General features: G+C 44.2%; 21 protein-coding genes and 1 rRNA gene (1 of these 22 only partly in view). 3 read left to right on the forward strand and 19 right to left on the reverse strand.

Annotated features, from left to right (window positions below; genetic code table 11):
* The 5 genes from Xkoz_RS26865 to pepQ form a co-directional block, all read right to left on the reverse strand.
* Window positions 1–195 (reverse strand): 23S ribosomal RNA (locus Xkoz_RS26865); it reaches 2,937 nt to the left of the window's first position.
* Between the two features lie 120 nt (window positions 196–315).
* Window positions 316–858: a menaquinone-dependent protoporphyrinogen IX dehydrogenase gene (hemG, locus tag Xkoz_RS09900; protein WP_099142003.1), complete on the reverse strand. Its 543-nt coding sequence runs from the start codon at window positions 856–858 to the stop codon at window positions 316–318.
* Window positions 859–929: 71 nt separating this feature from the next.
* Window positions 930–2,381, reverse strand: a complete 1,452-nt coding sequence (gene trkH / locus Xkoz_RS09905; RefSeq protein WP_099142004.1) for a Trk system potassium transporter TrkH — start codon at window positions 2,379–2,381, stop codon at window positions 930–932.
* 37 nt (window positions 2,382–2,418) lie between these two features.
* The gene (locus Xkoz_RS09910) at window positions 2,419–3,030 is read right to left on the reverse strand and encodes an IMPACT family protein (RefSeq protein ID WP_099142005.1); all 612 of its coding nucleotides are present in this window, start codon (window positions 3,028–3,030) and stop codon (window positions 2,419–2,421) included.
* Window positions 3,030–4,364, reverse strand: a complete 1,335-nt coding sequence (gene pepQ / locus Xkoz_RS09915; RefSeq protein WP_099142006.1) for a Xaa-Pro dipeptidase — start codon at window positions 4,362–4,364, stop codon at window positions 3,030–3,032. The genes Xkoz_RS09910 and pepQ overlap by 1 nt, the downstream gene beginning before the upstream one ends.
* Window positions 4,365–4,637: 273 nt before the next feature.
* Here pepQ and fadB point away from each other — a divergent pair, with 273 nt between their 5' ends.
* Entirely contained in the window at window positions 4,638–6,824 is a 2,187-nt protein-coding gene (gene fadB / locus Xkoz_RS09920; RefSeq protein ID WP_099142007.1) for a fatty acid oxidation complex subunit alpha FadB, read from the forward strand.
* An 11-nt stretch (window positions 6,825–6,835) separates the two neighbouring features.
* Window positions 6,836–7,999 carry an acetyl-CoA C-acyltransferase FadA gene (fadA, locus tag Xkoz_RS09925; RefSeq protein WP_099142046.1) on the forward strand — a complete coding sequence of 388 codons (1,164 nt, stop codon included), beginning with the start codon at window positions 6,836–6,838 and terminating at the stop codon, window positions 7,997–7,999.
* A gap of 170 nt (window positions 8,000–8,169) precedes the next feature.
* Here fadA and fre read toward each other — a convergent pair whose 3' ends face one another.
* Both fre and ubiD read right to left on the reverse strand, forming a co-directional pair.
* Window positions 8,170–8,871 carry an NAD(P)H-flavin reductase gene (gene fre, locus Xkoz_RS09930; RefSeq protein WP_099142008.1) on the reverse strand — a complete coding sequence of 234 codons (702 nt, stop codon included), beginning with the start codon at window positions 8,869–8,871 and terminating at the stop codon, window positions 8,170–8,172.
* 10 nt (window positions 8,872–8,881) lie between these two features.
* On the reverse strand, window positions 8,882–10,354 hold the full coding sequence (gene ubiD, locus Xkoz_RS09935) for a 4-hydroxy-3-polyprenylbenzoate decarboxylase (protein ID WP_099142009.1): 1,473 nt from the start codon (window positions 10,352–10,354) through the stop codon (window positions 8,882–8,884).
* A gap of 346 nt (window positions 10,355–10,700) precedes the next feature.
* On the opposite strand from ubiD, the gene rfaH reads away from it, so the two are divergent.
* Entirely contained in the window at window positions 10,701–11,189 is a 489-nt protein-coding gene (gene rfaH, locus Xkoz_RS09940; protein WP_099142047.1) for a transcription/translation regulatory transformer protein RfaH, read from the forward strand.
* A gap of 183 nt (window positions 11,190–11,372) precedes the next feature.
* On the opposite strand, the gene hemB is transcribed toward rfaH, so the two are convergent.
* The 12 genes from hemB to Xkoz_RS10000 all read right to left on the reverse strand — a co-directional run bounded on the left by hemB (window position 11,373) and on the right by Xkoz_RS10000 (window position 22,933).
* Complete coding sequence (gene hemB, locus Xkoz_RS09945; RefSeq protein ID WP_099142010.1) at window positions 11,373–12,386, reverse strand: porphobilinogen synthase; 1,014 nt, start codon at window positions 12,384–12,386, stop codon at window positions 11,373–11,375.
* A 116-nt stretch (window positions 12,387–12,502) separates the two neighbouring features.
* A complete protein-coding gene (tatC, locus tag Xkoz_RS09950) occupies window positions 12,503–13,291 on the reverse strand; it encodes a Sec-independent protein translocase subunit TatC (protein ID WP_099142011.1) in 789 nt (262 codons plus the stop codon).
* Window positions 13,292–13,294: 3 nt separating this feature from the next.
* A complete protein-coding gene (tatB, locus tag Xkoz_RS09955) occupies window positions 13,295–13,777 on the reverse strand; it encodes a Sec-independent protein translocase protein TatB (RefSeq protein WP_099142012.1) in 483 nt (160 codons plus the stop codon).
* 3 nt (window positions 13,778–13,780) lie between these two features.
* Window positions 13,781–14,047, reverse strand: a complete 267-nt coding sequence (tatA, locus tag Xkoz_RS09960; protein WP_099142013.1) for a Sec-independent protein translocase subunit TatA — start codon at window positions 14,045–14,047, stop codon at window positions 13,781–13,783.
* Between the two features lie 234 nt (window positions 14,048–14,281).
* A complete protein-coding gene (gene ubiB, locus Xkoz_RS09965; protein ID WP_099142014.1) occupies window positions 14,282–15,919 on the reverse strand; it encodes a ubiquinone biosynthesis regulatory protein kinase UbiB in 1,638 nt (545 codons plus the stop codon).
* On the reverse strand, window positions 15,906–16,574 hold the full coding sequence (gene ubiJ / locus Xkoz_RS09970; RefSeq protein ID WP_099142015.1) for a ubiquinone biosynthesis protein UbiJ: 669 nt from the start codon (window positions 16,572–16,574) through the stop codon (window positions 15,906–15,908). Before ubiJ ends, ubiB begins: the two co-directional genes overlap by 14 nt.
* 1 nt (window position 16,575) lies before the next feature.
* Window positions 16,576–17,331 carry a bifunctional demethylmenaquinone methyltransferase/2-methoxy-6-polyprenyl-1,4-benzoquinol methylase UbiE gene (gene ubiE / locus Xkoz_RS09975; protein WP_099142016.1) on the reverse strand — a complete coding sequence of 252 codons (756 nt, stop codon included), beginning with the start codon at window positions 17,329–17,331 and terminating at the stop codon, window positions 16,576–16,578.
* Between the two features lie 75 nt (window positions 17,332–17,406).
* Complete coding sequence (gene rmuC, locus Xkoz_RS09980; RefSeq protein ID WP_208615242.1) at window positions 17,407–18,762, reverse strand: DNA recombination protein RmuC; 1,356 nt, start codon at window positions 18,760–18,762, stop codon at window positions 17,407–17,409.
* A 188-nt stretch (window positions 18,763–18,950) separates the two neighbouring features.
* On the reverse strand, window positions 18,951–19,487 hold the full coding sequence (locus tag Xkoz_RS09985; RefSeq protein WP_422646048.1) for a DedA family protein: 537 nt from the start codon (window positions 19,485–19,487) through the stop codon (window positions 18,951–18,953).
* 69 nt (window positions 19,488–19,556) lie between these two features.
* Complete coding sequence (locus tag Xkoz_RS09990; RefSeq protein WP_099142017.1) at window positions 19,557–20,339, reverse strand: tyrosine-protein phosphatase; 783 nt, start codon at window positions 20,337–20,339, stop codon at window positions 19,557–19,559.
* Between the two features lie 251 nt (window positions 20,340–20,590).
* A complete protein-coding gene (udp, locus tag Xkoz_RS09995) occupies window positions 20,591–21,346 on the reverse strand; it encodes a uridine phosphorylase (RefSeq protein ID WP_099142018.1) in 756 nt (251 codons plus the stop codon).
* A 201-nt stretch (window positions 21,347–21,547) separates the two neighbouring features.
* Window positions 21,548–22,933: a GntP family permease gene (locus Xkoz_RS10000; protein ID WP_099142019.1), complete on the reverse strand. Its 1,386-nt coding sequence runs from the start codon at window positions 22,931–22,933 to the stop codon at window positions 21,548–21,550.
* Window positions 22,934–23,045: the final 112 nt, after the last annotated feature.

Consider the following 23,045-nt stretch of genomic DNA (forward strand, 5'->3'; position numbering starts at 1 on the left):
CTTTTTCGCCTTTCGGCGTGGATAGTGTCTTGCGAGTGCCCACACAGATTGTCTGATTAAGTTGTTAAAGAGCGGTGCAACCGGGAAGGCTCTTCCGGGCTGCGAGGCTGCGTATCTTACGCGTTTCGCCTCAGGAGTCAAGCGTTTATTTTCGCTTTCTTCCGGCTGTCCGCCGCGGCCTGTTTCAGCTCATCGTCGGTCAGTGGTGGCGCATTATAGGGAGTTTTTCGGCGCTGACAATAGTTTTTTTGAGATTCTCTTCCGTTCGCGTTTTTTTTCCACAAAAAGAGGTAATAATCAGCAAAAAGTCTATTATTAAGGCGCTTTATCCTGTGATATTTGCAAAAAATTCTCAGAAAAACGATTTACCTGTTCCCAGTCGGTGTATTCGACTTCTTTTGTCGTATCTGTTTCTCCACCAGTCATTCGCATAATGAGCTGGATCATAATGCGATCCAACCAACGATAACGTGGATAAAGTAGCGCTCCGGCAAAGACACCACACAAATCAGGTTGCCACGGGCTTTTTATTAAAAACTTGCGTACATAAGCATTCGTTTCTGGTGTTCTTTTTTCCGGCTTTCTTGCCGTTAAATTGACACCAAAGAACGCTGTTGGCATTTGATTCAATTGGTTTTGATGGCGAATGACAAAATCATGCAATACGGAATTAAAACGACCATAACGTATCGATGCGCCTACCATTACTTGTTGATAAGACATCAAATTGACCTGTTTCACTGTAGCAAGATCTCTTAAATGACATTCAATACCAGCACGACGGAGATTCTCTGCGATACGGGTAATAATTTTTTTGGTCTGTCCATCCTGGGTAGAATAGAGCAACAAATAACTCATAAATACGCCCTTATTAAACAGAAACTCGCCTATAAAGATTCAATCGATCACCATTCACACCAAAAAACTAACTAATCGCGCCAAAAAGTTGGGGTAAACAGAACCAATAATGTGAACACTTCCAAACGTCCAAATAACATAGTGACAACCAATATCCATTTAGCTGTCGGATTCATCGTCGTAAAGTTATCAGCAACAGCTCCCAATCCTGGCCCCAGGTTATTCAATGTAGCAGCGATAGCAGAAAAAGCAGAAAACTCGTCAACGCCTGTTGCGATCAATGACAACATACTGATGACGAAGACTAATGCATAAGCTGAGAAAAACCCCCATACCGCTTCGATAATGCGTTCCGGTAATGCCCGCCGCCCTAATTTAATGGTATATACCGCATTGGGATGCACTAACCGTTTTAATTCACGAGAGCCTTGCAAGAACAGTAATAAGATACGGATAACTTTGAGACCTCCCCCTGTCGAACCTGCACATCCCCCTATAAATGCTGAACATAACAGCAAGAAAGGCAAAAACAGAGGCCAATTGGCAAAGGAATCCGTTGTAAATCCAGCCGTTGTCGCCATAGAAATAACTTGAAAAAAAGCGTGATTTAATGCTTCCAGTTCTGATTCATAAACAGAATGTTGCCATAATATCAGCATGCAGATTACCAATAGTGCCAACTGAATAGTAATGAACATACGAAACTCTGGATCACGCCAATACACTTTCAAGCTGCGCCCAGAAAGAACCGCAAAATGCAGACCAAAATTACAGCCCGAAATCAATAAGAAGATAGCAATAATGGTATTAATTGCTGGGCTATTAAAAAAGCCGATACTGGCATCATGGGTAGAGAATCCTCCAATAGCAATGGTCGAAAAGCTATGAGAAATCGCATCAAATACGGACATCCCCGCCCCCCATAATGCTAACGCACAAGCTATGGTCAACAAGACATAAATCAGCCAGAGCGTTTTCGCCGTTTCTGCGATACGGGGTCGCATTTTATTGTCTTTCAACGGTCCGGGCATTTCTGCCCGATAAAGCTGCATTCCCCCAACACCAAGCAGAGGTAAGATCGCCACAGCCAGCACGATAATTCCCATGCCACCCAACCATTGCAACATTTGTCGATAGAACAAAATCGCCTTGGGAAGAGAATCAAGGCCAACAAGCGTCGTCGCTCCCGTTGTCGTCAGGCCGGAAAATGATTCAAAAAAGGCATCGGTAATTGAAAGATTGGGTTTTTCAGAGAAAATAAAGGGTAACGCTCCGACACTTCCCAACACAGTCCAAAATAGGACGACAATTAAAAAGCCCTCTTTGGGTTTAAGGTCAGATTTTTGTTCGCGATTAGGTACCCACAATAGTAAGCCAATAACAAGGGCAAAGACGAATGTCTGGCTAAATGCTCTGCCTGCACCATCGCGATAAATCAATGCCACCAATCCCGGAATAATCATTGTGACAGAGAAAAGAATGACAAGTAGTCCAACAATACGGGTTATAGCGCGAAAATGCATTCGGCGGGTTCCTTAGAAATCCGGTATGACGAAATAATTACGATTTTGGTGTTAAAAACAGCACACCGCGGCTCAAATCCCGTAATTTATCACCTATCTCCCCGGCAAGGGTAGCTGGCAGTGAGACTTGCAACGTGACATTTTCAGCATAATCACTGGCGATCACTTGCCCAGCGAATTGATGTAACAACTGTTCTATCATTGAAATATGCGAATATTCACACTGTAACTGGTACAGCTTCTGCGGGACTTTGTATTCGGTTGGTAACAGTTTCAGGGCTTGCTGCACCCCATTGCCATAGGCTTTTACCAAACCACCTGTCCCCAGCTTTATGCCACCAAAATAGCGAACAGATACAGCAGTAATTTCCCCCAAGCCACTTCCTATTAACTGGGCAATCATGGGCTTACCCGCCGTTCCGGTGGGTTCACCATCATCAGAAAATCCTAACTGCTGGGAATCATCCGGCGCCCCTGCCACAAACGCCCAACAATGATGTCGAGCGTCAGGATATTGATCTTTGATACTTTGGATAAATAACTTCGCCTCATCCACCCCGCTGGTGTGTTCCAGCAGGGTAATGAAACGACTCTTTTTTATTTCTTCAGTAAAGCTGACTGAAGCCGCAGGGATCAAATAAGGCTTCATTACGATAATTGTAAGTCTCTGGTCATGTTTTCAATTTTTCCATCGTGAATAACGATGTTATCTTCAATGCGAATACCACCATAAAGTTTCAACATATCGATTTTTTTCCAATCAAAATGCTGGCGATATTCACTTTCACGCCACTGCGCTAATAAAGTTTCAATGAAATAGATCCCAGGCTCAATGGTTAAAACCATTCTTGGCTCAAGGATACGGGTACAGCGCAAATAAGGATGCATTTTCGGAGCTGCCTTATGAGTTCCGCTATCATCTTGCATAAATCCAGCCGCATCATGCACCTGCAACCCCAGAGGATGGCCAAGTCCGTGGGGGAAGAATGGTGTAGTCAAACCTTTCTCAACCATACCTTCTTCGCTGATCCCCTGAAGAATATCATGTTTTTTCAGTATCCTGGCTATGCGTTGATGCATATTAACATGGTAGTCAGTATATCGAACTCCCGTTTTAATTGTACCGATGATCGCCTGCTGTTCTTCATTGAGATCCTTTATCAGTGAGGCAAAATCGTTATTCGGTTTTGCTGCATAGGTTCTGGTGATATCCGCAGCATAACCATGATATTCTGCTCCGGCATCAATCAAGAAACTGCGAATGTCAGAAGGAACCCTCTGCTGTAATTTGTTGTAGTGCAAAACAGCCGCATTTTCATTCAAGGCAATAATATTGTCATAAGGAACATCGGTATCACGGTGTCCTGTTGCCATCAGATAGAATATATTGATCTCAAATTCGCTTACACCGGATAAAAATGCATCATAGGCAGCCAAATGACCATTAACGGCCGTTTTTTGCGCCTCACGCATACAAGCCAATTCATAATCTGTTTTATATGAACGATGATAATTCAAATAATCCAAAACAGCTTTTGGGTTGATATTGTGAGCAAGAATACCCAAAGAGTTAGCACGCTCAGTTTGTTCACCAATATAAGCTGTGTTCTGTTTTGAGAATCCACTCAGTTTTGTACTGATATCTTCAGCTTTTGCCAAATGGATCATTTCTATTTCGTGAGTCCAGTAACCATCAGGCAGGGGTTCTACACTATGCCAGTAATCTACCGGTAAATAGAACCAGAGCTTAGGTTTATTGACACCGTCAATCCATAACCAGCAATTCGGCACCTTGGTGACAGGAACCCAAGCCTTAAAGTGTGGATTTGCCTTAAACGGATAATGGCTGTCATCAAGAAAAACCCGTAATAATTCACCAGAATGAATAAGCAGGGCGTCGAGTTGAGTTCGTTCCAAAATTTCTCTGGCGCGTTTTTGTAAAATTTTAATATGTTCTTGGTACAGAGATGCCAACTTTTCCATCTTAATTAGCCTTTTGATTTTTTGGCAGGGACTTAAATATTACCACAATTCATTATTGTGGCCGCTATTACGCAAAAAACATCCTCGCTAAAACTAAGTGAATATATTTATATTTTTCAAAATATTAACAAAATATATTGCGCCACGTCATAAATCTTACCTGTGATCCGCTCTACAAAAAAATAATCATTAGTTTGCATTAAATTAACACAGTAATCACAATCAACCACATCTGGTCATACCAGATGGTATGCACTCATTGAGGAGAATGACATGCTCTACCTAAGTGAAACTATTCAAGTAAAATGGCTAAAAGATGGCATTGCTGAACTGATCTTCAATGCACCAGCAGCAATTAATAAATTAGATACAAAAACGGTTGCTTCACTGGATAAAGCCGTTGCCGTCCTTGAGCAAGAAATTGAACTAAAAGGGTTACTGTTACGTTCTGAAAAACAGGCATTTATTGTTGGCGCAGACATCACGGAATTTTTATCACTCTTTAATGCGCCAGCAGGAAAACTGCATGAATTGCTGGATCTCGCCAATAATATCTTTAATCGCATAGAAGATCTCCCTGTTCCGACTATCTCCGCTATCAATGGCTACGCCCTCGGCGGCGGATGTGAATTGGTACTTGCAACAGATTTTCGCATCGCATCCCCCGATCTTCGTATCGGGTTGCCAGAAACTAAACTGGGCATTATGCCGGGATTCGGGGGTTCCGTCCGTCTGCCACGCTTGATTGGTACGGATAATGCCCTTGAAATCATTTCCGCCGGAAAAGATATTAGTGCTGAAGAAGCGCTGAAGAATGGTCTGGTTGATGCTGTCGTTTCTACCGAAAAGCTGGCTGATTCTGCCGTTTCAATTCTGGAACAAGCCATCCGAGGCGATCTGGATTGGAAAGCCGCCCGTCAGCCTAAATTGATACCCCTAACGCTCAATGAAATTGAACGCACCATGAGCTTCACCGTAGCAAAAGGGATGGTAATGAAGGTTGCCGGTCCTCATTATCCCGCCCCCATTACTGCGGTAAAAACCATTGAAAAAGCCGCGACACTGGGTCGCGATGAAGCCTTGAAACTGGAATCCGCCAGTTTTGTATCATTAGCGCATACCCCTGTCGCCCGTGCTTTAGTCGGTATCTTCCTAAATGAGCAATATGTTAAAGGGCTGGCGAAAAAACACCTGCAAGCTGTCACAACAGCTAAACATGCGGCTGTACTGGGTGCGGGGATCATGGGCGGAGGCATAGCCTATCAATCAGCGCGCAAGGGTATTCCAGTCTTGATGAAAGATATCAATCAACAGGCACTGGATTTAGGCATCAATGAAGCGGCCAAGCTGCTCAATAAGCAATTTGAACGTGGGCGCTTAGATGCCATGAAGATGGCCAAAATTCTGGCATCCATTCAACCAACCTTGACTTATGCGGGTATTGAACAATCCCAAATTGTTGTTGAAGCGGTTGTTGAAAATCCGAAGATTAAAGCGGCGGTTCTGGCTGAAACAGAATCACATATCGGCAATGATTGTGTTCTGGCTTCTAATACCTCGACAATCCCCATTACTGAATTAGCAAAATCACTAAAACGCCCGGAAAACTTCTGTGGTATGCATTTTTTCAACCCCGTACATCGTATGCCGCTGGTTGAAATTATTCGCGGAGAAAAGACCTCAGATAAGACGATTGCGAGTGTTGTCGCATATGCCAGTAAAATGGGTAAAACGCCTATTGTTGTCAACGACTGTCCTGGCTTTTTTGTAAACCGCGTATTGTTCCCTTATCTGGCGGGTTTTGGCATGTTGCTGCGGGATGGGGGTGATTTCCGCCAAATCGACAAAATCATGGAAAAAGAATTTGGCTGGCCAATGGGCCCTGCTTATCTCCTTGATGTTGTCGGCATTGATACCGCTCACCATGCACAAGCGGTTATGGCCCAGGGTTTTCCAGAGCGCATGGTTCGCGATTATCGGGATGCCATTGATGTACTATTTGAAAATCAGCGTTATGGTCAGAAAAATGGTGTTGGTTTCTATAAATATACCCAAGACAAAAAAGGCAGACCGAAAAAAGGGCAGGATGAAACTACCGATCAGTTACTGGCAAGCATCAGCAAGCCAAAACAGACTTTCTCTGGCGAAGAGATCATTGCCCGAACCATGATCCCAATGATTAACGAAGTGGTTCGCTGTTTAGAAGAAGGTGTCATTGCCAGCCCGGCAGAAGCTGATATGGCTCTGGTATATGGCCTGGGTTTCCCGCCATTCCACGGTGGTGTTTTCCGTTACCTGGATACCATGGGAACCGCAGCCTATGTGAAGATGGCAGAGAGTTATGCTCATTTAGGCCCACTCTATCACATCCCCGCTGGCCTGAAAGCCAAATCCGAAAGCAATGAAAGTTACTATCCTGCACCAGCAGAACTTGCTGTTAATCCAGGTGAAAAAGCGTGAGGTCTGAAAACATGGAAAACGTAGTTATTATTGATGGTATCCGTACCCCTATGGGGCGCTCAAAAGGTGGTGTATTCCGTCAGGTCCGTGCCGAAGATCTCTCCGCACATCTGATGAAATCAATACTCAAGCGCAATCCTGCCGTTAAGCCGGAAGATATTGATGATATCTCTTGGGGATGCGTACAACAAACACTGGAACAAGGGTTTAATATCGCACGTAATGCGGCCTTATTGGCAGGTATTCCTCATTCAGTTCCTGCGGTCACTGTTAACCGTCTCTGCGGTTCTTCAATGCAATCACTGCACGATGGTGCCCGTATGATCATGACCGGCGATGCCCGTATTATTATGGTCGGCGGTGTTGAGCATATGGGACATGTTCCCATGACACACGGTGTTGATTTTCATCCCAAATTAAGCCGTAACGTTGCCAAGGCGGCAGGGGTTATGGGATTGACAGCAGAAATGCTGGCCAAAATGCACAATATTAGTCGCGAAATGCAGGATGAGTTTGCCCTGCGTTCTCATCAACGCTCAGCACAGGCAACCAAATTAAAGGCTTTCGCCAATGAAATCGTCCCTCTATATGGGCATGATGCTGATGGAAATTTGAAACTCGTCGATTTTGATGAGGTGATCCGTCCAGACACTAATCTAAAAGATTTGGCTACGCTGCGTCCTGTTTTTGATCCCGTGACTGGAAGTGTTACAGCGGGTAACTCCTCAGCGCTTTCCGATGGCGCTTCTGCCATGTTGATCATGAGCGAAAGCAAAGCGAAAGAGTTAGGATTAAAGCCTCGCGCTCGTATCCGTTCAACGGCAGTGGTTGGTTGTGATCCTTCCATCATGGGTTATGGCCCTGTGCCAGCAACGCAAATGGCCTTGAAAAAAGCCGGGTTAAGCCTTGCGGATATTGGCGTCATGGAATTGAACGAAGCATTTGCTGCACAATCCTTGGCTTGCATCAAGGGGTTGAATCTGCTGGATAGCATGGATGACAGGATTAACCTGAACGGTGGTGCTATTGCTCTCGGTCATCCATTGGGATGCTCCGGTACTCGCATTACAACCACCCTACTTAATTTGATGGAACGTAAAGATGTCCAATTCGGGTTATCAACCATGTGTATCGGATTAGGCCAAGGTATAGCGACAATTATTGAACGCGTATAGCGATCAAAATTGGGCTATAGAATGTCTCTGACAATTGAATTTATGGTTCTTGATTTTCCCTTGTCTGTCTTGTCTATTGCATCACTCTAAGTAAGTTGTTGCCGTAGTTTCCCGCCTGTTAGGGGCGGGTTTTTTATTTTTGTCGTCTTATTTTTTTATCAGTAAACAGCTTAAATAAACTCAAAGGCATCCCCATACATACGTTCGATAGATGCATCGCGTTCACTACAAAACCGTTCACGGGCAATTTTAGCCATCTCAAAGCGGCCAGCAATGTAGATATCATGGTTTGCCAAACTGCCGAAATCTTCCAAAACCGCACTCAGAACGGTGCCCGTTCTTCCACGCCAGTGTTCATCAACCTGTTCAACCACAGGAACAACGGTCAAATTAGGATAACGTTCACTCAATGATTGCAACTCGCCCAAATCATAAAGGTGTTGCAATTCTCGTCCTCCCCAATAAATGGCAATTTCGCGGTTAGGATTTTTTTCCAATGCAGCCAATAAGATAGAACGTGTATATGAGAATCCCGTGCCTCCGGCAATTAATAACATCGGGTTTTCGCTGTTTTCTCGAAACCATGCCTGACCATATGGAATATCAATATCAATAACTTTCTGATCCAAGATCCTATCCATTACCGCCATCGCATAGAGATTGAGTTCAGAAGCACCAATATGTAACTCAATGATCTGTTTTTCTGATGGGGGTGATGCCATGGAAAAAGGGCGCTTATCCCTTTCATCCATAATGACCATCAAATATTGCCCTGCACGGAAAGAAAAAGGCGAATCAGGTAATAAACGAACCCGATAAACTGTATCTGTAATGGAGTCAACCGATGTTACTTTACAGCTTAATGTTGTCATGCGTTCCCTCTTATCGCTTCAAAATATCTAATTGATCCCAAATTTCATCGACACGGGCCCGAATTTCCTCACTCATCACGATCGGGCGCCCCCATTCCCTTTGTGTCTCACCTGGCCATTTATTGGTTGCATCTAGCCCCATTTTTGAACCTAACCCAGAAACAGGCGATGCAAAATCGAGATAGTCAATGGGGGTATTTTCCATTAAGACAGTATCTCTCTGCGGGTCCATTCGCGTTGTTATCGCCCAGATGACATCATTCCAATCTCGCGCATTGATATCATCATCACAAACGATAACGAATTTTGTGTACATAAATTGTCTCAGATATGACCACACTCCCATCATTACTCGCTTGGCATGGCCTGCATATTGTTTTTTCATTGTCACGACCGCGAGTCGATAAGAGCAGCCCTCTGGCGGCAAGTAAAAATCCACAATTTCAGGAAATTGTTTTTGCAATATTGGCACCAGAACTTCATTCAATGCAACCCCCAGCACCGCAGGCTCATCGGGCGGACGCCCAGTGTAAGTGGAATGGTAGATAGCATCACTGCGTTGGGTAATATGGGTTACGGTAAATACCGGGAACATATCTATTTCATTGTAATAGCCGGTATGATCACCATATGGGCCTTCCGGCGCCATTTCGCCAGGCTCAATATAACCTTCAAGGATAATTTCAGCGCTGGCAGGCACTTCCAGATCATTAGATATACATTTAACGACTTCCGTTTTATGTCCACGCAATAATCCAGCAAATGCATATTCAGATAGCGTATCAGGAATGGGAGTCACCGCCCCTAATATCGTGGCCGGATCAGCACCCAATGCGACGGACACAGGGAAACGCTCTCCTGGATGAGCCTGGCACCACTCCTGAAAATCAAGCGCCCCACCACGATGTGATAGCCAGCGCATAATCAGTTTGTTTTTTCCCAATACCTGCTGACGATAGATACCCAAGTTCTGGCGCTCTTTATTCGGCCCCTTCGTCACTGTTAAACCCCAGGTAATCAAGGGCGCGGCATCTTCTGGCCAACAGTGCATGACGGGAATACGGGTAAGATCCACCTCATCTCCTGCCCAAATCTGTTCCTGACAGGGCGCAGAATTAAGGCGCTTGGTTGGCATATTCAACACTTGTTTGAATTTAGGCAGCTTACCGATCAAATCACGAAAGCCTTTTGGTGGCTCAGGCTCTTTCAGGAAAGCCAATAGCTTACCAACATCATGCAGAGCCTTAACATCATCCTGCCCCATACCCATGGCAACCCGTTTAGGTGTTCCAAACAAGTTGCACAATACAGGCATCGAATATCCCTTAGGATTTTCAAATAATAAGGCTGGGCCACCGGCACGAAGAGTACGATCTGCGATTTCTGTCATTTCCAGATACGGGTCAACTTCCATATGAATTCGTTTTAATTCACCCGATTGTTCCAACAAGGAAAGAAAGTCTCTTAGATCGCGATATTTCATATTGTTCATTCGTGTCGATTTTTAAGGAGGGAAAGCCATTATAAACCCTCCCATGAGGGTTACAAGGAAAACTCATAACCTGCTAAAAAGCAATGAATTTAGTGCAAACTTGTGGGGCAGATTGCTCAGATACAGCGCAATCGTACTTAAAATGAAATTTGAATTATCATCTCTATCGTGATCAAGGATAGAACTTTTCACTAAAATGCAATATATAGACTTTAAACAAACACGATAGAATATAAAAAAATACGGTTTACACTTTAAGTAACTTTTATCTTTACTGATGACCCTTGAGCTCTGGTTTTGTTATGCTAGGCACTCTACGCAATGGAGTCGAAATATGATGGGAAATTGGTATCTTCTTTACTGTAAACGTGGGCAAATCTCTAGGGCAATAGAGAACTTAGAGAGACAGGACGTTATTTGCTTAACACCTACAGCCAAAATTGAAAAAATCATTCGGGGCAAACGAACCACCGTTATTGAACCCCTATTTCCCAATTACCTGTTTGTTCACTTTGATCCTGAGGTGATTCATACCACTACGGTTAACTCAACACGTGGCGTAAATTACTTCGTTCGGTTCAGCACTTATCCTGCCATTATTCCACAAACATTAATCGATGAATTAATGTCGGTTACTGAGCAAGAATATATTGCGCCAGAAACCCCAATAACGGGTGATACGGTCTTAATCACTGAGGGAATTTTCGAAGGTATTCAAGCAATTTATAACGAACCAGATGGGGAAACCCGTTCTATTCTTTTGCTGAATATACTTAATAAAGAAGTCACTAAGGTTTTGGATAATAAGTATTTCGTTAAAATTTAATCAAGAAACGGGCAAGATTGCCCGTTTCTATTTTTTATTTCACTCTATACCCGTTGCCTTTCAAGATGTGCCTGATATCTTCCCGCTGTGCGTGCGGGGAGATATCAACACTCACATTGCCTTGCTAGCTACAACTTGAAGTTGGACTGGTATATAACTTAAGACTAAGCGATTCAATAATCACTATTTTTGCTCATGTAGCCACTGCGCTACACGCTTGGCGAAATAGGTCAGGACACCATCGGCACCTGCTCGTTTGAAACACAATAGTGATTCCATTATCGCCGGCTGCTCTTGCAACCAACCATTTTGAATGGCTGCCATATGCATGGCATATTCACCAGAAACCTGATAAGCAAATGTTGGCACACCAAAAGTCTCTTTCACCCGACGGATCACATCCAAATACGGCATGCCCGGTTTAACCATGACGCTATCTGCCCCCTCCTGCAAATCCTGTGCAATTTCTTGCAACGCTTCATCACTATTTGCAGGATCCATTTGATAGGTCATCTTGTTACCCCCGTTCAAGTTACCGCTGGAGCCAATGGCATCCCTAAATGGCCCATAGTAACAAGAGGCGTATTTGGCAGAGTAAGCCATAATTTGGGTATTGACATAATTATCCCTCTCAAGCTGCTCACGAATAGCACCAATGCGGCCATCCATCATATCGCTTGGCGCAACAATCTCAGCACCGGCCTCAGCATGGGACAGCGCCTGTTTAACCAGAATCTCTTTGGTAATGTCATTGATAACATAGCCATCTTGATCAATAACACCATCTTGCCCGTGGGTAGTAAACGGATCGAGTGCGACGTCCGTCAAAAGCCCCAATTCAGGCACAGCATCTTTCAGGGCACGAACAGAACGCTGAACCAAGCCGTCTGGATTATAGGCTTCTTTTGCATCCAATGATTTCTTGTCCGCTTCAATAACCGGAAACAGAGACAAAACAGGAATACCCAGTCGGGCAATCTCTTCTGCTTCTTTCAGCAAAAGATCGATTGTCAGACGATACACTCCTGGCATTGAAGGGACTTCCTGACGCTGATTCGTTCCTTCCATAACAAATACGGGATAAATCAGGTCATTAACAGTCAGTTGATTTTCAGCAACTAAGCGGCGGGAAAAATCATGGCGGCGCATACGGCGCATACGGCGACCGGGAAATGCCCCCGGAAATACATAGCTCATACTGTTCTCCTAATGTAAAACCCAGCGACAACGCGCCGGGTTAATAGCCATCGCTTTATGATAATGATGTTAACATCATCAACCAGTTAGCGATAATCATGAATGCTTAGCATCCATTATTTTTTAACATTAGCACCCGTATCGCTGTTTGGCGGATCTTCTGGATTGCCTGCATTACGGCGCCCCGATTTGCCAACATAGAACTGCGAAAGCAAAATTCCTAGTTCAAATAGCAAATACATGGGAACAGCTAGCAAAGTCTGTGAGAAAACATCAGGCGGTGTTAACAACATGCCAACCACAAACGCCCCGACTAAAATATAAGGCCGTTTTCTTTTTAGTGAGTTCGGCGTCACTACCCCACTCCAACACAGCAAAATAATGGCAATGGGTATTTCGAATGAAACACCAAAAGCCATAAATAGCGCCATGACAAAGCTCAGGTAATTGCTGATATCTGTCGAGATGACCACCCCTGCGGGCACGGTATTGATAAAGAAACCAAACACAACAGGAAAAACGACAAAGTATGCAAATGCCATTCCCAGATAAAATAAGACGCTACTGGAAAACAGCAGGGGCATAATCAAACGGCGTTCATGCTTATACAGTGCCGGTGCGATAAATGCCCATACTTGATAAAGGATCATCGGTGCCGAAACAAAGATAGACACCATAATGGTCAGCTTAATTGGTGTAAAAAAAGGGGATGCAACATCGGTTGCAATCATATTTGCGCCTTTGGGTAATTGTTCCATTAAAGGCGCTGCAATAAGCCGATAAATGTCATTGGAAAAATAGACCAATGCCAGAAACACGATCAGCACGGTCATTAAGCTATTTAAAATCCGCTTACGCAGTTCAATCAGGTGACTGATAAGCGGTTGGGTATTATCCACAGACATGTTTCAGTGTTCGCCATTTGCTTGTTCAGGAGATTTTTTTTTCTGTTGCTCTGGTGTTGCACCCGATTGCGCGACAACGACTGGCTCCGAACTTACCTGTCCTGGATGCGAGTGCTGTGCAACTGATTGAGGCACAGAAGAGTGAAAATGCGTTTCGTCTTCTTCCCATTCCCCCATTTCATCCGGTTTCAACTGATAGGTATTTTTCAATGATTCAGCCGCATCCTTCAGCTCTTCCATTGATGCTTTCAATTCTGGCGAAAGTGATTGCAGATCGGCTTTTTCTTCCATTTTTTTCAAGGAGTCCTGAAGCTCTTGCAATTTTAGCTCTTGCGCAAGCTCATTTTGGACATTAGCCGCCAGTGAGCGCAATACCCGGATCCAGCCAGCCACTGTTTTAACCGCAACCGGCAGACGCTCCGGCCCCAGAACAACCAAGCCAATGATCATCACTAACAGTAGTTCACTAAAACCAATGTCAAACACGGGTTATACCTGCTCTTTGTCTTTACTTTTACTCTCTGATTTTTCAGATTGTGCGGCCGTAGACGTTTCAGTGAGATTTTTAGTTTCGAACTCAGCATCCTGATTCATTTTTTCCGGCTGCTGTGGTTTTTCATCATCACTCATTGCCTTTTTAAAACCCTTTATCGATTCACCCAAGTCTGAACCCAGGGTGCGAAGTTTATTAGTACCAAACAACAATACGACAATGACAGCAATTATGAGTAATTGCCAAATACTTATACCACCCATACTGACCTACCTCTGTTCATCAGAATATGACTCAATAAGATTTCGAAATTGTGGGACATTCCCTTATTCCTCGCGCCGCGAGGAGTCAGGATTTTACGGAATCCGAGTGTCCCATTATTATGAAAAGCTATATAGTGATTTAATCATAAACAACGAAATTTATGTGTAAAATTAATACAATCATAGCAGGGATCGTGGCAAAATTACCTTCATTTAATGTTCATCATTATTGAATTATTGACGTTTGTTTAAATGATGCCAACCCAATCCCCACGATGCAATTCCCGCCCCGATTATTCCCCATGCCAGATGTTTCTGCTCTATGATGAAAAACAAACTGCCACAGATAAAGAGCGTTGCCCCGATCCCCAATAAATAAAGAGACTTGCGTTGCCTGAGCTGATGCTCCCTGAATTGTTGCGATATCTGATCAACGCTACGTTGCAAACGTCGGTGCTGTTGGAGCGTGCCATATACCAGCTCTGGAAGTTCTGGCAGTTTTTCTGCCCAATAAGGCGCCTTTTCTTTAAAGGCACGGACAATGGCAGGAAACCCAACCTGATCATGCAGCCAATCTTCCAGAAAAGGTTTTGCTGTTTTCCACAGATCAAGCTGAGGATAGAGTTGGCGCCCTAACCCTTCAACATACAACAGCGTTTTTTGCAGCAGAACCAATTGGGGCTGAACGGCCATATTAAAACGACGGGCAGTGTTAAAAAGGTTCAACAGAACATGCCCAAATGAGATTTCAGCCAGGGGTTTTTCAAAAATCGGTTCGCAAACGGTACGGATGGCAAACTCAAAATCTTCCACATTGGTATCTGCCGGCACCCAGCCAGAATCGACATGTAATTCAGCAACCCGACGATAATCACGATTGAAGAAAGCAATAAAATTTTCGGCCAGATAACGTTTATCATCTTTATTCAAAGAGCCAACAATGCCGTAGTCAATGCCAATATAAGTCGGATCTTCCGGTTTGTCATAACTGACAAAAATATTACCGGGATGCATATCCGCATGAAAAAAACTGTCACGAAATACCTGGGTGAAGAATACCTGAACTCCGCGCTCAGCCAACAATTTCATATTGGTGTTCTGTGCTTCTAAAGCCACAATATCTGACACGGGAATGCCATAAATGCGCTCCATCACCAAAACATCTTTCCGGCAATAATCAGGATATATTTCCGGTACGTAGAGCATCGAGCTATCTTCAAAATTGCGGCGCAATTGAATCGCATTTGCGGCTTCACGCAATAAATTCAGCTCATCAAGCAAGGTTTTCTCGTATTCCCTTACCACTTCACGGGGGCGAAGACGACGCCCATCAGGTAGAAGGGGGACCAGATTTGCTAAGCGATACATCAATCGCACATCAGCTTTAATAACAGGCAGAATATCTGGGCGGATCACCTTAAGGACGACTTCTTTACCATTCTCCTTCAACCGGGCAGTATGTACCTGAGCGATAGAGGCAGAAGCCAGAGGTTGTGGGTCAAAATCCTCAAACCACGTTTCCAGCGCACCCTCTAATGCAGTTTCAATTGATTTTCGTGCCACTGCACCATCAAAAGGAACCACCCGATCTTGCAACATTGAAAGCTGATCTGCGATCGCCGTCGGGAACAGATCACGACGTGTGGAGAGCATCTGGCCAAATTTGATCCACACGGGTCCTAGCTCTTGTAGTGCCAGACGCAAACGTTCACCAAGAGGCTTATCTTTATGCCTGTTAGGTATCCAAAATAAAAAATAACGCCCAAAACGCAGCGGCCATGTCAAACGAATATTAGGGATAAGTTCATCCAGCCCGTAGGAAAGAAAGACTCGGATGATAAAGTAAAGTCGTCTAATTTCACTGGGTGTCATGTTTTCCCTCCAGTGACGACAACCGTTTTTCGAGTTGGTTTATCTGCCTGGCAACGGCATTAATTTCTTCACTGAAATAGGCCACTTCCAATGCACTGGGCGCCATTTTCCATTCTTCCGTTAATGATTCGATAAAATAGGTTTTTTTCTTTGCAATGGCGTTGCTGGCAAATTCAAAGCCTTTCTTTATCATTCGGTTGGCACCTTCTGCGACAATATCACCGACATAAGGGGAAAGGTAATGCGCAGGGTCCCACTCTGACATATCCAGCAAAGCAGACCATTGTTGAATAACCTGCATATCCCCTTCAATGACAATTTCACCGCTGTTAATCAGGGTTGAAAGACACTGGCGATCCCGTAGCTTGAGGAGTGCGGGGAGCGTTGCTTTCATTGAGCAATCCACCGATCCTGACCATTGGCTCAAAACATCCATTCGCCTCTCACTGAATATCAATATCAATGGTGTTTTGATTTCTTTCAGTTCGATGGACAGTATTTTACCTGCCAATCTCAAGCGGGCAGGTTTTAATACAGCTTCGCGATATAACAGATGATTCAGGGTTGTTTCCAAAAAGGCCGTTAATACCGGAAATAACACCTTATCCTTTGATACCGCAGAACTCATGCTATGGCTTGATAAGGGGGTTTCCATCTCAGAATTTGAATCCTTTGTGCAGTGCAACAATCCCACCCGTCATATTGGTGTAATAAACCTGATCAAAACCCGCTTCTTCCATCATGCTTTTTAAGGTTTCCTGATCAGGATGCATACGAATGGACTCTGTCAGGTAGCGGTAACTCTCTGCATCTTTCACAACTAGCTGGCCGACTCTGGGCAGCACATGGAATGAATAAGCGTCATAAATCTTGCTCAACGGCGCCAATACAGGTTTGGAAAACTCCAGCACTAACAGGCGTCCACCCGGCTTAAGTACCCGATACATGGAACGCAGGGCTTTTTCTTTATCCGTGACATTACGCAAACCGAAGGAAATAGTAATACAGTCAAAATAATTATCTGGGAAAGGCAGTTCTTCAGCGTTGGCCTGGACATAACTCACATTGCCGATGATACCAATATCGCGTAATTTTTCGCGTCCAACTTTCAACATTGAGTCGTTGATATCCGCCAAAATAACTTGACCATTTTCCCCCACAATACGGGAGAATTTTGCGGTCAGATCACCGGTTCCACCCGCAAGATCAAGCACCTTATGACCACGGCGAACACCACTTGCCTCAATAGTGAAACGTTTCCAGATACGATGAATGCCAAATGACATCAAATCATTCATTAAGTCATATTTCGCAGCTACAGAGTGGAATACCTCTGCCACCATCTCTTTTTTTTCTTCTTTAGCTACGGTGCGGAAACCAAAATCAGTGGTTTCTTTCGGTTGATCTGCCATGTTACTTGTCCGCTTTTTATTCAAAAAAATTTATAGCCAGTGTACCAGCCTTTCCAACAAAACCCTATCCAGACTTCACTCATTCATCTGCAACGATTGGGAAGATTTATCAATCAATTGTGAATCAATGGGACGCTTCACATCCACCCCTAAATCACGAAATCCTTCGGCTTGACTGATCAAATTGCCTCTTCCCTCAACAAGTTTTTTCATTGCGAAATGGTAACTCGCCTGTGCTTTATTAAGGCTTTGCCCCAATTCCTGCATGTCATCCACAAACAATCGCATTTTGTCATACATTCTGGCGGCCTTATCAGCAATCAGACGGGCATTTTGGCTTTGATATTCATAACGCCACAAGTTATTGATAGTACGAACGGCAACCAGCAAAGTCGATGGGCTGACTAGCATAATATTATGTTTCAACGCTTCATCCAGTAACTCTGGAGCTTGGTTGAGCGCCACCAAGTAAGCAGGCTCGACCGGAATAAACATCAAAACATAATCCAGTGATCGCACGCCAAGTAATTGTTGGTAATTTTTTCGGCTCAGGCCACGGATATGCCCTTTAATGGAGTTGATGTGTTCCTGTAAGGCTTGCGCCTGCTGTTCTTCATTATCACTGTTGAAATAACGTTCATAAGCGACCAGCGACATTTTGGCATCAATAATCACCTCTTTTCCCTGTGGCAGATGCACAATCACATCAGGTTGAAAACGCTCGTTATTTTCAGCCTTAATATTGACTTGGGTATCGAATTCATGTCCCTCTCGCAAACCGGAGGCTTCCAAAACGCGAGCCAATACCATCTCCCCCCAATTTCCCTGCATTTTATTGTCTGCTTTCAGGGCGTTTGTAAGATTGATGGCCTCTTTTGCCATCTGTGCATTGAGTTGTTGAAGATGACGAATTTCATGGGTCAGAGTGTGGCGCTCACGCGCTTCCTGCCCAAAGCTGTCTTGTACCTGACGGCGGAACCCTTCAAGTTGTTCACGAAATGGCATCAGAAGATCGTTGATATTTTGGCGATGATACTCATCGGTACGACGTCGATTCTGCTCAAAGACACGATTGGCGAGATTTTCAAATTGGCTACTCAATCGCTGCTCACTGTTAATCAATAAACGTTGTTTTTCCTCTGCTGCCAGTTTGCTTTCTTCAAGCCGAGTGCTCAATTCTCGCAACTCTGCTTCCTGCACACTGTTAATTTCGCGTTGAGCCAGTAATTCTTGGCTGAGTTGATCACATTCAGTACGCCAATAATGGGATTGCTCCAGCTTTTCATGGCTGACCGCCAATTGGCTATATAATCCACGCAGTTCCTGTTCTTTTTGCTGGATCTTCTGCTGAACAAAAAGCCAGACGAAGATCCCTCCGCCCAGCAATCCACTTAAACCACCAATCAGCATGTATAACCACTGGATATCCACCTAGCCCCCTCACTAACACCGTTTTCAGCTCACACTATCTTTCGTTAACACCATTGTTTGCTGACATCACTGTCGCTAAATTTCGGCCAACTTTTTTGATTCACCCGTTTCAATGTAAGTTAAATAGAGGCTGTATAGATGTCCAGAATATTTATTGGCTCTCTTTCAGTTTGCAAAGCGACTCGCAATTATCCCATCCATTCTGCCAACCAACGCAGGCCAAACGCTCCTGGTGCTAAGATACCAAATGCCCAAATCAATGCAGAAGTTAAGTTTGCGAGCTGAAAATGGCGTTTTGGCATGGCACAAATGCCCGCAACCAACGGTACAACGGCTCTCAACGGACCAAAAAAACGTCCAATGAAAATGCCCCATACGCCCCACCGTTCAAAGAAACGATGTCCGCGAACTAAAGTTTGCGGATGGCGAGAAAGTGGCCATATTTTGCCGACATTTTCTTTGTAATGGAAACCAAACCAGTAAGAAACCCAGTCGCCAAAGAAAGCACCGACGGCCGCGGCTATCCATATTGGCCAGAAGGTTAACCCACTTTCACCAATCAATGCCCCTAACCCCAATAAAATGATCGTTGCTGGCAGCAAAAGGGAAATAAAGGCCAACGATTCACCAAAGGCCAGTAGGAAAATAATGGGAATTGCCCAAGGTTCATGTGCTTTAACAAAGTTTATAACTGATTCGATGATTTCATGCAGGCTCACATTCATCTTTCCTGTGTTGTCTGTGGAATATTTAGGCTAGCCCTGAACAAGCCGCTCAATGCTAACCCAATTGATTTATTCGATAAAATAAGTTTGTAATTTTTCACGTGCAGTAATATCTAGCCCGATATCCTTTTCTAGCCAAATATCTACGCTACCATAATGTTGGTTAATGCTATCGATTGCAGTGAGTAAAAACTCTTCTCTCACTGAATAAACATAGGCAAATTTTTCTACTACGCTGTCACTCATCGTTTTTGCATGCTCATTCAATAAATAGTCTCGATACGGCGCCAGTGTGATATTGGTCAACAAATAATCTTCCATCACCGTATCCAGATCAGCACCCAGTGCGAATAAAACCAGTGCAGAGCCGACTCCCGTCCTGTCTTTACCCACTGCGCAATGTTGCACAATTCCACCTTTCTCTGGTTGTAGCAATAATGTTGCCAGTGTCTTATAAGCTGGATTATTGATGGGGAGCAATTCATATAAGCGGGACATAAACATTTTCGCGTCGAATCGTTCCAATATCTCTTTGTCTAGCTTATCCAGATTCGCATCCACTTCGTTGGAAAGCGGGTTAGCAGGAGCATGGTGGTAATGCGCCCCATGCCATATTCGATCGGGTTTATCCATAATTTCGCTGTTATCGCGATAATCAATGATCTGCAAAAGGTTTTGATCGACTAAAAAAGCCTGATCGTTTTCTGTCAATCGGTCCATTGAACCGGAACGAAATAACCATCCTGATTTAATCTTAGCGCCATTATTGAGGGTCTTATTACCTAAATCACGAAAATTAATACCGCCATTTAGGGGAAGTAATGAAGGATGAGATAGAAATGTTGTAGTCATAATCACTCTTAATTGCGATAAAAATACCTTTCAATTTACGGCCTTACTCGCCGTAACTTGAAATCGATGAGGTACAGTATGTTATGGAAACCAATAATTGTTTGATATTACTGGATTCGATTAATCATTATTAGAGCAACATAACGACTAATACAAAATGTTATGACATTATCAAATTTTTAAATAAAGGAAAGAGAAGAGTGTATAGAAGGAAGGGCCAGAGTGTTCCGGCCCCTGATGAAAAAAAGACATCACAGCAGGCGACGAGCTGCCTCCACAACAATCGCCAACGCATTGCTTTCTGTTTTTTTCAGCAACTCAACATCTGGAATTTCCTGTTGGGTACGGTTAACGATCACCCCTGCCACCATACCGGCACGCAGTCCCTGGCTTGCACACATCGTCAGCAAGGTTGCTGATTCCATCTCAAAGTTCATGACCCCCATGTCTTGCCACTCTTTCATCGAGCCTTGGAAGTGGCGAACAACGCGGCCAGAATAGGTATCATAGCGCTCTTGCCCTGGATAGAAGGTATCGGAAGATGCCGTAATACCGACATGGGTAGCTAAACCTGACGCTTTTGCGGCTTCGTACAGGGCATTTGTACACTCAAAATCGGCAACGGCCGGAAACTCCATGGGGGCAAAGTGCAAGCTGGCACCATCCAAACGAACCGCAGCGGTCGTTACCAATACATCCCCAACATTGATATGTGGCTGGATCGCTCCCGTTGTTCCGATGCGCAGGAAAGTACGCACTCCCAACTGTGCCAGTTCTTCTACGGCAATCGATGTTGAGGGGCCACCAATGCCTGTAGAACAGACAACCACGGCCTTCCCGTCAATTTCTGCACGCCAGGTTGTAAATTCACGGTGGGAAGCCAGATGCACTGGGTTATCCATCAGGCGGGCAATTTTTTCAACACGGTTAGGATCACCTGGCACAATCGCCAGCGCCGCACCTTGTAGATCGCTTTTGGTGATACCTAAGTGAAATACATCAGACATATCAGATTCCTCAACGGACATGATTCAAAATATGAATACCTAAATTTAGTCAATACTCTGACACTTTTTAGTGATTAAAATCATCTTTAATTGACATTAAAAAGAAACACGTACATATATTTGTGATAAATATCACAATTAAGTACAAACCCACTCGATTGGGGGCTATCACTATTCACACAAAAATATTCACATCAAAATCTACATAACGAGATTAAGAAGCAGCACACCACACAACCCAATTCCCCATGCAATCGTGGTAGGAATCGACCAGACGATAATCTGCTGCCTCACATTCTTAATCCCCATCATCCGGTTAACCACCCAGAAAAAACAGTCATTGAAGTAACTGAAAAACAGTGTCCCCATCATCGCAGCCAGAGCTGCCACCAGCATATTCACATCCGGTATCTGCTTGATAACAGGTGCAGAAATAGAGGCCGCAGTTATCATGGCGACCGTACCAGAGCCTTGGATGATGCGTATAAGCGTTGCAATGATAAATGGGATCAAAACGGGTGTTATCGGCAGGCTGGCAATATAATGCGCTAATATCGTCCCGGTTGAACTTTCATTTAATACCGCACCTAGCGCCCCTCCCGCTCCTGACACCAATAAAATAATGCCTACCGTTTTTAACCCTGTCTCCAAATGTTCAATCACTTCATGTTTGCTGACGTTTGGCATCAAGGTATAAACCGCCAGTAATACACTGATGGCTAGCGCAATAATGGGTGAGCCAAGAAAATTAAAAATCTGAAAATAGAAAGCGTTTTCCTTACCGGCAAACGCATCCGTTTTCAGTATCATTCCGTTAATGACACCAATAAAAATCAGCACAATGGGTACGACGATGGGTAAAAGGGAAAGAAATAGGCTCGGAAGCGTTTTTTGCTCTTTTTCGTCTCGATAATCCTGATAAATTTGTTGCAAATTTGCGGCATTTTCTTCTGTATCATCAAGCTGATATTCAGGGTATTTAGTCTCCAACCACTTTGCATAGCAGGTAATCCCAATAACACAGGGAACCGCCAGTAGCATACCTGCCAACATCATTTGGCCGATACTCACCCCGAATATTCCGGCGACACCTAGCGGCCCTGGCGTTGGGGGGACGATATGATGAGTGACCACTAACCCTCCCGCCAGCGCCACCCCAAGGGACAATACATTGCGTTTACCTTTCTTCGCCAATGCCTTCACCAGCGGATAGAGGATCACAAAAGCCGAATTCACAAATATGGGGATACTGACAATATAACCGGTGATCGCCAAAGCCCACTCTTCACGCCTGTTACCTAGCCATTGAATCAGGCTATAGGCGATCCGTTCTGTTGCACCAGACACTTCTAATATTCGCCCCATCATGCATCCCAATCCAATCACGATACCGATGTTACCGAGTGTCGAACCAAATCCTTTAGCGATCACCTCAACGACATTATTCATGGTCAAACCGCCTGATATTCCAGCGATGATTGCCGCAATTAGCATAGCAATGAGTACATGAACACGCGTGCGTAAGACCAGAAAAATCAGTGTAAATACTGCCACTCCCAATCCAATAATTGGAATATAAAACGCCATCACAAAACCTCATTAAATATGGATAAACTGAAACATGCCATATTTGCTATGCTTTTCGCTATCAGAAATCGATATTCTTCCAGGGATCCAGACCAGGCAATATCTGTTCGAC

The sequence above is a fragment of the Xenorhabdus kozodoii genome (genome assembly GCF_002632875.1).
In the GTDB taxonomy this organism is placed as follows: domain Bacteria; phylum Pseudomonadota; class Gammaproteobacteria; order Enterobacterales; family Enterobacteriaceae; genus Xenorhabdus; species Xenorhabdus kozodoii.